This is a genomic window from Marinobacter sp. LA51, from assembly GCF_030297175.1.
GTDB classification, from domain to species: domain Bacteria; phylum Pseudomonadota; class Gammaproteobacteria; order Pseudomonadales; family Oleiphilaceae; genus Marinobacter; species Marinobacter apostichopi.
This window is the reverse complement of the sequence record NZ_AP028070.1, coordinates 1,678,015-1,691,351: the sequence shown is the minus strand read 5'-3', so window position 1 is coordinate 1,691,351 and position 13,337 is coordinate 1,678,015. Positions and strand designations below refer to the sequence as shown.

Genomic DNA, 13,337 nt, shown 5'->3' with positions numbered 1-13,337 from the left:
CTCGTCAGATTTCAAACGCGTCGTTTACCAGCTTCTTCTGCTCTTCAATGTGCACAGACATGTGCCCACAAGCGGGAGCAGCGGAAGCATCGCGACCGGCATACTGGAGGTACAGCTTTGGGTTCAGGCGCTGGAGCGCATTTCTCATATGATGCTGGCTCGGGTACCAGGCACCCTGGTTCATCGGTTCTTCCTGGCACCAGACCACGTTTTTCAACTTGGGATACTTGGCAAGCATAGCGTCCAGATCGTCACCCGGGAACGGGTACAGCTGCTCGATTCGGAAGATCGCGACGTCATCGCGCTCTTCAGACTTTTTCTTTTCCAGGAGATCGAAGTAAACCTTGCCGCTGCACATGATCAGGCGCGTCACTTTCTTCGGATCGGACGGCTCTTTCTCTGGCAGAACGGTCTGGAAGGTGCCTGAAGTCAGGTCATCCAAATCAGAGGTGGCTTCCTTATGACGCAGCAGACTCTTTGGTGTAATCGCAACCAGCGGCTTACGCAGCGGACGCTTCACCTGACGACGCAACATGTGGAATACCTGCGAAGGCGTTGTCGGCACACACACCTGAATGTTGTGCTCGGCACTCAGCTGCAGGAATCGCTCCAAACGGGCAGAGCTGTGCTCCGGACCCTGGCCCTCGTAACCGTGAGGCAGCAACAGAGTAAGCCCGCACAGACGGCCCCACTTGTGTTCACCACTGGTCAGGAATTGGTCGATGACCACCTGGGCACCGTTGGCGAAATCGCCAAACTGAGCTTCCCAGACAATCAAACCACTGGGCGCGGTGGTGGCGTAGCCGTACTCAAACGCCATGACCGCTTCTTCAGACAGCAGCGAATCATAGATTTCAAATAGCGGCTGATCGTCCGACAGCTGCTCCAGGGCAATGTGCGTTGCGCCATCTTTCTGGTTGTGCAGTACGGCGTGACGGTGGGAGAAAGTTCCCCGACCGACGTCCTGACCGGTGATCCGGATCGGATGCCCTTCATCGATCAACGTCGCGTAGGCCATTACTTCGCCGTAGCCCCAGTTGATGGGCAGTGCGCCCGCGGTCATCTTCTCGCGGTCGCTGACAATCTTGGAAACCTGACGCTGAATACTGAAACCTTCCGGCACGGAAGTCAGCTTCTTGCCCAGCTTCTGAATGGTTTTCAGAGCAACACTGGACTTACACTTGGCTGTCCACTCATGGCCAAGGTACGGCGACCAGTCAACATAGAGCTCCTTGTTGGGCTCCTTGACCAGGGATTTGACCACGTGCTCACCGTCATCCAGTGCGTCACGGTAGTCATTCTCCATCTGCTTGCCTTCTTCCTCGGTGATGACACCCTCGGCAATCAGTTTTTCGGCGTACAGGTTGCGCGTAGTCTTAAGCTTACGGATCTTCTCATACATCTGCGGCTGAGTAGCTGCAGGCTCGTCGGCTTCGTTGTGCCCACGGCGACGGTAGCAGACCAGATCGATGACCACGTCGTTCTTGAATTCGTTGCGGTAATCCATCGCCATTTGGGTGGCGAACATGACCGCTTCTGGGTCATCCGCATTCACGTGCAGAATCGGCGCCTGAACCATCTTGGCGACATCGGTGCAGTACTCGGTCGAGCGCGCATCTTCCTGCTTGCTGGTAGTGAAGCCTACCTGGTTGTTGATCACGATGTGGATAGTGCCACCCACGCCGTAACCGCGAGTCTGAGACATCTGAAATGTCTCCATGACCACGCCCTGCCCGGCAAACGCCGCGTCACCGTGCAGAATAATCGGAACACACTGGGTTCCGTCGGGATCGTTCCTGCGGGTTTGACGGGCACGAACAGAGCCCTCAACCACCGGCGATACGATTTCCAGATGCGACGGGTTAAACGCCATCGCCAGGTGCACTTCGCCACCGGAAGTCATGACGTTCGAGGAGAAGCCCTGATGGTACTTAACGTCACCTGATCCGGAATCTGCAAGCTTCTTGCCTTCGAACTCGTCAAACAGCTCTTTCGGGTTCTTACCAAGCGTGTTGACCAGAACGTTCAGGCGGCCACGGTGTGCCATGCCCAGAACAATTTCCTTGGCGCCGTAGGACCCGGCGCGCTGAATCAGCTCGTCGAGGCACGGAATCAGCGCTTCACCGCCTTCAAGACCAAAGCGCTTCACACCGGGGTACCGGGAACCCAGGTACTTTTCCAGACCTTCAGCGGCGGTCAGACGTTCGAGGAGATGCTTGCGGGTCTTCGCTTCGTAATCCGGACGGGACCGCACTGGTTCCATGCGCTGCTGGAACCACCGCTTGATGCGAGTATCGACGATGTGCATGTACTCGGCACCAATACTTTCGCAATAGGTGCGGCGCAGACCATCGATGATATCTCCGAGCTTCATGGTCTCGGAGCCAAAATTCAGGGAGCCAGTCTGGAACTCCAGGTCATTGTCGGAGTCTGAAAGCTCGTGAAACCCAGGATCAAGATCCTCTACCTTGGCTCGCTGCCAAACGCCCAGCGGGTCAAGCTTCGCTTCCTGATGACCACGAAAACGGTACGTGTTAATCAGCTGTAGAACACGAATCTGCTTCTTGTCGGCGTCGCTGGTGGCACTGGCGGGGACACCTCCACTGGCAAGAAAGCGCTGATTACGGGAGATGTGTTCAAACTGTTCGCGGATTGAAGAATGCGCAACGTCACGGCCATGAGAGCCATCGACGCTGGGAAGCTTGTCAAAATAACTACGCCACTCTTCGGGAACGGCATTGGGGTCTGTCAGGTAGGTTTCAAAAAGCTGTTCAACGTAGGCTAGATTTCCACCCTGCAAGTGGGAAGTCTGCCATAACTGCTCCATGATGCTTTCGTGCATTTTGAATAGCTCACCTTGGGCTGGTGCGGGGGAGCGGAATATGGTCGGCCAGGGGTAATTCTCAGTCAATACGGGTTTTTACGGGATCGACTTTGGCCGCCACACTCGACGTGGATGTTTTCCATTCCCCGGTGGTTTTATACTCAGCAATCCGTGCATCAACTTTATAAGCTTCAGTCACGGCTTGTGTAGTGTGCACCCGAGTAAGACTTTTGACTATAAGCCTTTGGTTGAAGGCCCCGCGTCTTTGCGGGGCCTTCAGGGTGCCGAACCTAGTCAGGACAGTATAGCGCCTGGTGCAGACCCTGCTGCTTAAGAAGCTCGTTGCAGCAGAAGGTTCCGGATGTGGCCAATTGCCCTTGTGGGGTTCAGGCCTTTCGGGCAGACACTAACACAGTTCATGATACCCCGGCAGCGGAAAACGCTGAACGGGTCATCAAGATCTTCCAGACGCTCGGCCTGAGCAGTATCCCGGCTATCCGCCAGGAATCGGTATGCCTGGAGCAGACCGGCCGGACCAATGAACTTATCCGGATTCCACCAGAACGACGGGCAGGAAGTGGAGCAGCAGGCACAGAGAATACACTCGTACAGGCCATCCAGCTTCTCACGATCTTCTGGCGACTGCAGACGCTCAATGGCGGGCGCAGGATTATCGTTAACCAGATACGGCATAACCTTCTCGTACTGTTTGTAGAAAAGGCTCATGTCGACAACCAGGTCACGAATGACCGGCAGACCGGGCAACGGACGCACTACCAGCTTGTTGTTCTTAACAACCTGGGAAAGCGGCGTGATGCAGGCCAGACCATTTTTCCCGTTCATGTTCATACCGTCGGAGCCACAGACTCCTTCACGGCAAGAACGACGGTAGGACATTGACGCATCCCGCTCCTTGATGAGGTTCAGCACATCAAGAACCATCAGATCTTTGCCTTCCGGAATCTCGACTTCCACATCCTGCATGTAAGGTGCGTTGTCAGCTTCCGGATTGTAACGATAAAGGCTTACTAACATCTTTGGCACTCCCCTTTAGTAAGTCCGAATCTTCGGCTCAAACGTGTCCACGGTCTTCGGCGCGAAATTCACCGCGCGCTTTCCGACACGCTTGTCAGTCGGAAAGTACATGGAATGCTTCAGCCAGTTTTCGTCGTCACGCTCGGTGAAATCGTTACGGGCGTGAGCACCACGGCTTTCTTTACGCTCAAAGGCGGAAATCGCGGTAGCCAGTGCAACCTCGAACAGGTTGTCGAGCTCCAGAGCTTCGATCCGCGCAGTGTTGAACGCATTACTGGTATCTGCCAGCTTGGTGTTGCGAACACGCTCACCGATGGCTTCCAGCTTCTTCAGACCTTCTTCCATGCTGCTGCCATCACGGAATACACCGAAATACAGCTGCATGCAGCTTTGCAGATCCTTACGAACGTCCGCTACGCTTTCGCCCTCGGAAGCGCCGTCCAGACGATCAAGGCGAGCCATGGCACGCTTGATATCTTCTTCGCTGGCGCCGTCGACTTCAAAACCACCGCGCAGCTGCTCTTCGATGTGCAGGCCGGCAGCCCGACCGAAGACAACCAGGTCCAGCAGAGAGTTACCACCCAGACGGTTAGCACCGTGTACAGATACACAAGCCGCTTCGCCACAGGCAAACAGACCAGCAATAGGCTTGTCGTTGCCGCTTTCATCCTGAGTCAGCGCCTGGCCACCAACGTTAGTCGGAATACCACCCATCATGTAGTGACAGGTCGGAACCACCGGAATAGGTTCTTTGACCGGGTCCACGTGGGCGAAGGTGCGAGACAGCTCGCAGATACCCGGCAGACGCAGGTTCAGGGTCTCTTCACCCAGATGATCAAGCTTCAGCAGGACGTGATCTTTCTCAGGACCGCAACCGCGGCCTTCGAGAATCTCGATAACCATGGCCCGGGCTACAACGTCACGACCGGCGAGGTCCTTAGCGTTCGGAGCATAACGCTCCATGAAACGCTCACCTTCGGCGTTAATAAGATAACCACCCTCACCGCGACAACCCTCAGTAACCAGCGTGCCAGCACCGTGGATGCCAGTTGGGTGGAACTGCCACATTTCCATGTCCTGCATCGGGAAACCGGCGCGCAGGGCCATGCCAATACCGTCGCCAGTATTGATCAATGCGTTGGTTGTAGACGAGTAAATACGACCAGCACCGCCGGTGGCGAGTACGGTAGCCTTGCTCTTGATGTAGGCCACTTCACCGGTTTCGATCTCGATGGCGACTACGCCAACTACTTCGTCTTTACTGTTTTTGACCAGATCTACGGCGTACCACTCGTTAAGGAACGTGGTACCACCCTTCAGGTTCGCCTGGTACAGGGTGTGCAGCAGCGCGTGACCGGTACGGTCGGCTGCGGCGCAAGTACGGGCTGCCTGAGTCGGGTTGTCAGGACCCTTGGACTGACCACCGAACGGGCGCTGATAGATGCGGCCCTGCTCCGTGCGGGAGAAAGGAAGACCCATGTGCTCCAGCTCAAAGACAGCCTGGGGGCCAACCGAGCACATATACTCTACCGCATCCTGATCGGCGATGTAGTCGGAGCCTTTCACCGTGTCATACATGTGCCAGCGCCAATCATCGTTGGGGTCAGCGCTTGCGATTGCGCAGGTGATACCACCCTGGGCAGACACAGTGTGCGACCGAGTCGGGAATACTTTGGTGATACACGCGGTATTTACACCGGACTCCGTCAGTTGCAGCGCGGCCCGCATACCGGAACCACCGCCGCCAATTACAATCGCATCAAAAGACATGGTCTTTATGTTAGACATCGATTAAAGCCCCCAAATAATCTGAATACCCCAGACCACATAAACAAAAATTGCCAGGACGGTGGCTGCCTGAAACAGCATGCGCTGTCCTGCGGATTTAATGTAGTCGGTCGAAATGGTCCAAAGCCCTACCCAGGCGTGGCCACCGATGGACAACAATGTCAGCAGAGTAAAGATCCGGAACCACGCTTGATCAAAAAGCGCTGACCAGGACTGATAATCTACGTCGGTGGTGACAAAGAAGCCGAGCAGGAACAAGGTGTACAAAGCCAGTACGTAGGCAGAGACACGCTGGATGATCCAATCCTGGATACCGTTACGGCCAATGTTCGTTACGCTGTTCATGCCCATACCCAGACTCCTGCCAGAACGATGAGGATGACGGAAACCACAATCGTGATCTTCGAGGCGAGACGGCCGCTTTCCAGTTCTTCACCAATACCCATATCCATGAGCAGGTGCTTGATACCGGCAACCAAGTGGTACAGCAGAGCAGACAAAATGCCCCAGGTAATCAGCTTTGCAAGGAAGCTGTCCAGCAGTTCACTGACGCGGCTGAAGCCCTCTTCCCCAGACAGGGAAAGCTGAAGACCATAAAGCATGAACGCAACACCAACAAAAAGGATGATGCCGCTGATGCGGTGCAGAATGGACGTAATGGCTGGCAGCGGAAAATGAAACTTGCCGAGATCGAGATTTACTGGTCGTTTGCTATTCACAGCGCTCTCACACTCTCTCTTTATTCCACATATCCGGAAACCCGGTTGCGGATGGTTGGTATGTAAGGATCGGCATTCGATACGAGACCGACACGCGATTGGCTCAGGAGGGAGAATAGCCCCCTTGCTCCAGTCATTATTTAACTCTGGATCAAGGAATATCCCCAATTCCGGGCTACGGATTATAAGGAGTACCCTAATTAATTACAAACGCGCAACTCCCTGCACAGCCCGGAATTCATGGGCTTGAGACCGCTATAAGGCCTATTGACAAAACCTATTTGGTGCGCATTTCACCATTGTGTGGGATATCCCTGATTTACAGAACCGGCTAAAAAAGGGGTTTTCCGGACTCTTTCATTGACAAAAAAAGCCAACGCCCTATATTTTGCCGCCAGTTTTGCGATAATACGCGCCTTCTAGCGCATCTAAAAATGTAGATATAGCTGACAAGCTGACATATAGGAGAGCACCATGACCGACAGGAAAGCTACGCTCTCGGTGGGTGATAAGTCCATTGAGTTACCGGTATATTCCGGCACCGTCGGCCCTGACGTTATCGACGTACGAGGCCTAGTCCAGGAAGGCGTTTTTACTTACGACCCAGGCTTTGTATCCACGGCAGCCTGCGAATCAGCCATTACCTACATCGATGGTGCAAAAGGCGTCCTCCTGCACCGGGGCTACCCTATTGAGCAGCTTGCAGAGCACTCCGATTACCTCGAAGTCTGCTATCTGCTCCTGAAAGGTGAACTGCCGACCGCGGAAGAGAACAAGCGGTTCCACGACACCATCAAAAACCACACCATGCTCCACGATCAGATGCGCAACTTCTTCCAAGGCTTCCGCCGTGACGCGCATCCGATGGCTATTATGTGCGGCGTTGTTGGCGCCCTATCTGCCTTCTACCACGACCAGATGGACGTGGCCGACGAGCATCAGCGTGAAATCACCGCGCACCGCCTGATCGCGAAGATGCCGACCATCGCGGCCTGGTGCTACAAGTACAGCATTGGTCAGCCGTTCATGTATCCGCGCAACGACCTGTCCTACTCCGAGAACTTCCTGCAGATGATGTTTGGTGTGCCTTGCGAGGAGTACAAGCCAAACCCGATCCTGGCGAAGGCCATGGACAAAATTTTCATTCTGCACGCCGATCATGAGCAGAACGCCTCAACCTCCACGGTTCGCCTGGCCGGCTCTACCGGCGCCAACCCGTACGCCTGCATTGCCTCTGGCATTGCTGCACTGTGGGGCCCGGCGCACGGCGGCGCTAACGAAGCGGTTCTGGACATGCTGGCCGAGATCGGTGACGAGTCCAACATTGAGAAGTTCATCGCCAAGGCCAAGGATAAAGACGATCCTTTCCGCCTGATGGGCTTTGGCCACCGCGTTTACAAGAACTTCGACCCGCGCGCCAAAGTCATGGCGAAAACCGCGCACGAAGTCCTGAGCGAGCTCGGTCTGGAAAACGATCCGCTGCTGCGCATCGCACAGCGCCTCGAGAAAATTGCGCTAGAAGATGAATACTTCGTGCAGCGCAAACTGTACCCGAACGTCGACTTCTACTCTGGCCTGATCCTGAAGGCCATCGGCATTCCGACCTCTATGTTCACGGTTATCTTTGCCATGTCGCGCACCATTGGCTGGTTCTCCCACTGGAACGAAATGGTCAGTGGCGACTACCGCATTGGCCGTCCGCGCCAGCTGTACACCGGTTCCGACTCCCGGGACTACCCGGCAAAGTAACGCCGGACTAAGCGTCTACCCAGGCGCGACACAGAAAAGGCCGCTAAAACTTTAGCGGCCTTTTTTTTGCCCTGCCGATGACTGACCTGTCGTTGAATCGGGAGGAATGGCCGTGCCTGTGATACCGTTTAGTACAGCGACCTAAAATCACGTCACTTGAACCTAAAACAACACTGGAAATCCAGGAGACAATCGCTATGACAACTACCGTCAGCTTTATCGGGCTGGGCGTAATGGGCTACCCCATGGCCGGACACCTGGCAAAGGCCGGGCTCAACGTCAGAGTGTGGAACCGTACCGCTGCAAAAACCCAGCAATGGGCACAGGAATACACGGGAACACCCTGCCAAACGATCGCTGAGGCCGTCGACGGCGCCGATTTTGTCATGACCTGCGTCGGTGCCGACAAGGATCTGGTTGAAGTTTTCGAAGGCGACAACGGCATCATCGCCAAGGCCCCAAAGGGCGCCATCCTGGTGGACCATACCACCGCTTCCGCCGGAATCGCCGAGCAGCTGGCCGCATCCGCCAGCCAAAATGGTCAAGGCTTTATTGATGCACCAGTTTCAGGCGGCCAACAAGGTGCTGAGAATGGCCAGCTAACCATCATGTGCGGCGGCGCCGACGCAGATTTCAGCAAAGCCAAGCCGATTCTTGAACTTTACGCCCGTGCCCTGAACCTCATGGGGCCTGCAGGGAGCGGCCAAAAAACTAAAATGGTCAATCAAATTGCCATTGCCGGACTGGTCCAGGGCTTGTCCGAGGCCCTGCACTTTGCAGAGAAGGCCGAGCTGGACGTCCAGAAGGTAGTGGATGTCATTTCAAAGGGGGCGGCCCAATCCTGGCAGATGGAAAACCGCTCCGGGACCATGATTGCCGGGGAGTTTGACCATGGCTTCGCTGTCGACTGGATGCGCAAGGATCTCGGCATCTGCCTGGCAGAAGCCAACAAAGTGAATGCCTCGCTGCCGGTCACGGCACTGGTGGATCAATTCTATGGTGACGTTCAGGCGATGGGCGGACGCCGATGGGACACCTCCTCCCTAATCCAGAGACTCCGCAAACTGCGCTAGGACAGCTTCTGAACTGAGCGCACAAAAAAAGGGGGCCGAAGCCCCCTTTTCATTTAATACCAATCAATCAGACCGGCAGGTACTGACTACTTTTCTTTCGGCTGCCATTTGCCCTTCACGTACCAGGCAGACCAGCCCGTCGCCTTGCCATCCTTTTCGGACATGACGTACTGCTCCTTGGACTTCCTGCTGTAGCGAATGACCGTAGGATTGCCCTCGGGATCCGCCACTGGCGCCTTCATCAGGAACTCGTACTTGGGGTCGATCTCGTCGCGATGGGGCTTAATCTCCTTGACCAACGGCGGCCGTGTTTCCCGGTTCTTGGGGAATTTGCTCGCAGCCAGGAACAACCCGGAAGCACCGTCACGCAGTACATAAGTGTCATCCACTTTCTGACACTGCAGCTCCGGCATTGGCACGGGATCCATTTTAGGCGGCGCGGGCTCACCACTTTTCAATAACTTACGAGTGTTTTTGCACGTATCACTTGTACAGCCGAAATACTTACCAAAGCGCCCGGTCTTGAGCTGCATCTCGGAACCGCACTTGTCGCACTCCAGCGTCGGGCCATCATACCCCTTGATGCGGAAAGTGCCCTGCTCGACTTCGAAGCCAGAACAATCCGGGTTGTTGCCACACACATGCAGCTTCCGGGTTTCGTCGATCAGGTAACTGTCCATCGCGGTACCGCACTTGGCACAGCGGCGCTTCTTGCGCAGCAGTCTGCTTTCGCCCTCACCCTCGACATCCTCGTCAGCGCTGACCACTTCATCCCCTGAGGTAAGGTTGATGGTGGTTTTGCAACGCTCCTTGGGCGGAAGCGAGTAGCCGGAACAACCCAGGAACACCCCGGTGCTGGCGACGCGGATCTGCATATTGCGGGAACAGGTCGGACATGGAATATCGGTCTCCGTTGGCACGTTCGCGCGCATGCCACCGTCCTCGGTGCTCTCGGCGGTTTCCAGCTGTTGCCGGAATTTGCCGTAGAAATCATTGAGCACTTTTTTCCACTCAACATCACCTTCGGCGATCTCGTCCAGCTCGCCTTCCATCCGGGCGGTAAAATCGAAATCCATCAGGTTCGGGAACGATTCCGACAATCGCTCGGTGACAATCTCACCCATCTTTTCAGCGTAGAACCGGCGGTTCTGCAGCCGGACATAGCCACGATCCTGAATGGTGGAAATGATCGATGCGTAGGTCGAGGGCCGGCCAATACCTTGCTTCTCCAGCTCTTTGACCAGACTGGCCTCAGTGTAACGCGGCGAGGGCTTGGTGAAGTGCTGGCTCGGATCCAGCTTTTTCAGGTCCAGAACCTCGTCTACCTTGATATCCGGCAACGCCACGTCTTCGTCTTTCTTGGACGACTGAGGTGCCGCTTTCAGGAAACCATCAAACTTGATGATCCGGCCCCGGGTACGAAGCTCGTAATCGCCGTTAGCGACCACAATAGAGGTGCTGAGGAACTCGGCATCTGCCATCTGGCAGGCAATGAACTGACGCCAGATCAGGTCGTAGAGCTTCTCAGCATCCTTTTCGAGACCACTGATATCCGCCGGACGACGACTCACCTCGGTAGGACGGATCGCCTCGTGCGCTTCTTGGGCGCCTTCCTTGCTGCCGTAAACCCGCTGCTTCTCAGGCAGGTAACGTTCGCCGAACTGCTTCTGGATGAACTCCCGGCAGCCAGCCACCGCGTCCTGACTCAGGTTGGTGGAGTCAGTACGCATGTAGGTAATGAAACCCGCCTCGTACAGCCTCTGGGCCAGCATCATGGTTTTCTTGACGCTGAAGCCCATGCGGTTACTGGCCGCCTGCTGCAGGGTTGAGGTAATAAACGGCGCCGACGGCCGCGACTTGGTCGGCTTGTCTTCGCGTTTGGCAACCTTGAAGCTGCCTGATTCCAGACGGGCAACATGGTCATTGCTCTGTTGCTCGTTTACCGGCCTATAAGGCTTGTCGTCGTAACGGGTTACTTCAAACCGTACAGGCTCGGACTTGCCGGGCGCCAGATCAGCGTGCAACTGCCAGAATTCTTCCGGCACAAACTTCCGGATCTCACGCTCACGCTCGACAATCAGTCGAACCGCAACCGATTGTACCCGGCCAGCGGAAAGACCGCGGGCAAGCTTGGCCCATAACAGGGGCGATACCATGTAGCCCACCACACGATCGAGAAAACGACGGGCCTGCTGGGCGTTAACGCGGTTGTTATCGAGCGCACCCGGGTCCTTGAAGGCGTCCTGGATGGCTCGCTTGGTGATCTCGTTAAAGACAACACGACGATACTTCTCTGGCTCACCACCAATGGTCTGCTGCAGGTGCCAGGCGATGGCCTCCCCCTCGCGATCCAAATCCGTTGCGAGATAGATGTGATCGGCAGATTTCGCCAGCCGCTTCAGCTCGCTGACCACTTTTTCTTTACCGGGTAACACCTCGTAGCGGGCGTCCCAGTTCTTGTCAGGATCAACACCCATGCGGGCGACCAGCTGCTCACGGGCCTTACGCTTTTTGTGCGCAGCTTTTTCTTCCGGAGCCATTTTTCGGGTTGCCGCCGCCTGGCGGGCCCGCTCTTTGGGATCGGATTGGGACCCACTGCCACTTACGGGAAGATCACGGATGTGCCCGACGCTCGACTTAACAATAAAGTCCGAGCCCAGGTATTTGTTGATGGTCTTCGCTTTCGCAGGTGACTCGACAATTACGAGACTTTTACCCATATCGGAGATCTGTATCCTTGGCGATAAATCGGTCAATTCGTCAGCAAACCGTAAACTCGCTGCAAAATCAGTCGGCTAGATAAAACAAAATTGCCGCTATTCTGTGTAAGCCCTCTGTTTTACAGGGTCAAGAATAGCAAGACAACCCATTATTTCACTTACACCCTGCTTTTTGCCCGGGCTATAAATAGAAAGGCCCGGCGTGGTGCCGGGCCTTTCTGGAACGCTCTTGCTCAACGTATCGAGCCGATTAGAGGCGTTCCCACACTGTTGCGATGCCCTGCCCCAGACCGATACACATGGTGGAAACACCAAGCTTACCGCCTTTGGCCTGCATAACATTCAACAGGGTTGTGGAGATTCGTGCACCGGAACAGCCCAGTGGATGGCCCAGGGCAATCGCACCACCGTTCAGGTTCACTTTCTCTTCCATTACACCCAGCAGCTTCAGGTCTTTCAGAACCGGCAGAGACTGACCCGCAAACGCCTCGTTCAGTTCCCAGAAGTCGATATCTTCAACTTTCAGGCCTGCGCGCTTCAGGGCTTTCTTGGTAGCCGGAACCGGACCGTAACCCATGATCGCGGGATCACAGCCTGCAACGGCCATGCTGCGAATGCGAGCCATCGGCTTCAGGCCCAGGGCTTCGGCACGCTCGGCGGACATCAGCACCATGGCAGCAGCGCCATCGGTCAGCTGTGATGAAGTACCTGCAGTCACGGTGCCGTTCTTCGGATCAAACGCCGGACGCAGCTGACCCAGGGACTCAGCCGTGGTCTCGGGACGGATGGTTTCGTCGTGCTCGATCAGCACTTTGAAGCCATTCTCGTCGTGACCTTCGATCGGCACGATCTCGTTCTTGAAGCGGCCTTCAACAGTCGCTTCCTGGGCCAGGCGGTGAGACCGGGCACCGAACTCATCCTGTTGTCCGCGGGTGATGCCGTGCATCTTGGCCAGCATTTCAGCAGTCAGGCCCATCATGTTCGAGGCCTTGGCTGAATACTTGGACGCCGCCGGGTTGTGGTCGAAACCTTCGGTCATGGGTACGTGACCCATGTGCTCAACACCACCAACCAGGAACATATCGCCATTGCCAGTCTGGATAGCCTGGGCTGCGGTATGAATGGCGGACATGGCCGAACCGCACAAGCGGTTTACGGTCTGGGCAGCAGACTCGTGAGGAACACGGGTCAGCAGGGAAATCTGCCGAGCCACGTTAAAGCCCTGTTCCTTGGTCTGGTTTACACAGCCCCAGATCACATCTTCTACTTCTTTCGGGTCAAGCTTCGGGTTGCGCTCAAACAGTGCTTCGATCAGCGCAGCTGACAAAGTCTCGGCGCGCACGTTTCTAAAGCAACCGTTCTTGGCACGACCCATCGGAGTCCGCACGCAATCGACGACGACAACGTCTCTCGGATTAAGGCTCATAGA

General features: G+C 55.7%; 9 protein-coding genes. 2 read left to right on the top strand and 7 right to left on the bottom strand.

The genetic code is table 11. From position 1 onward, the window contains the following. Nucleotides 1–4: 4 nt before the first annotated feature. From QUE89_RS07825 to sdhC, 5 genes are all read right to left on the bottom strand, one after another. Complete coding sequence (locus QUE89_RS07825; RefSeq protein ID WP_286222637.1) at nt 5–2,842, bottom strand: 2-oxoglutarate dehydrogenase E1 component; 2,838 nt, start codon at nt 2,840–2,842, stop codon at nt 5–7. Nucleotides 2,843–3,154: 312 nt separating this feature from the next. Then, nucleotides 3,155–3,859 (bottom strand): succinate dehydrogenase iron-sulfur subunit, encoded by a 705-nt coding sequence (locus tag QUE89_RS07820; RefSeq protein WP_286222636.1) that lies wholly within the window; start codon nt 3,857–3,859, stop codon nt 3,155–3,157. 15 nt (nt 3,860–3,874) lie between these two features. Then, nucleotides 3,875–5,647, bottom strand: coding sequence for a succinate dehydrogenase flavoprotein subunit (gene sdhA / locus QUE89_RS07815; protein ID WP_286222635.1), 1,773 nt, complete (start codon nt 5,645–5,647; stop codon nt 3,875–3,877). A gap of 3 nt (nt 5,648–5,650) precedes the next feature. Further along, the gene (sdhD, locus tag QUE89_RS07810) at nt 5,651–5,998 is read right to left on the bottom strand and encodes a succinate dehydrogenase, hydrophobic membrane anchor protein (RefSeq protein WP_286222634.1); all 348 of its coding nucleotides are present in this window, start codon (nt 5,996–5,998) and stop codon (nt 5,651–5,653) included. Next, a complete protein-coding gene (sdhC, locus tag QUE89_RS07805) occupies nt 5,989–6,366 on the bottom strand; it encodes a succinate dehydrogenase, cytochrome b556 subunit (protein WP_203300920.1) in 378 nt (125 codons plus the stop codon). Before sdhC ends, sdhD begins: the two co-directional genes overlap by 10 nt. Before the next feature lie 474 nt (nt 6,367–6,840). Here sdhC and gltA point away from each other — a divergent pair, with 474 nt between their 5' ends. Together gltA and QUE89_RS07795 are read left to right on the top strand one after the other, a co-directional pair. Further along, nucleotides 6,841–8,115: a citrate synthase gene (gene gltA / locus QUE89_RS07800; protein ID WP_286222633.1), complete on the top strand. Its 1,275-nt coding sequence runs from the start codon at nt 6,841–6,843 to the stop codon at nt 8,113–8,115. Nucleotides 8,116–8,312: 197 nt separating this feature from the next. Beyond that, a complete protein-coding gene (locus tag QUE89_RS07795) occupies nt 8,313–9,188 on the top strand; it encodes an NAD(P)-dependent oxidoreductase (protein ID WP_286222632.1) in 876 nt (291 codons plus the stop codon). An 86-nt stretch (nt 9,189–9,274) separates the two neighbouring features. Here the strand turns inward: QUE89_RS07795 and topA are convergent, their stop codons facing one another. Beyond that, nucleotides 9,275–11,908, bottom strand: coding sequence for a type I DNA topoisomerase (gene topA, locus QUE89_RS07790; RefSeq protein ID WP_286222631.1), 2,634 nt, complete (start codon nt 11,906–11,908; stop codon nt 9,275–9,277). 250 nt (nt 11,909–12,158) lie between these two features. Then, complete coding sequence (gene fadA / locus QUE89_RS07785) at nt 12,159–13,334, bottom strand: acetyl-CoA C-acyltransferase FadA (RefSeq protein ID WP_286222630.1); 1,176 nt, start codon at nt 13,332–13,334, stop codon at nt 12,159–12,161. Nucleotides 13,335–13,337 lie beyond the last annotated feature (3 nt).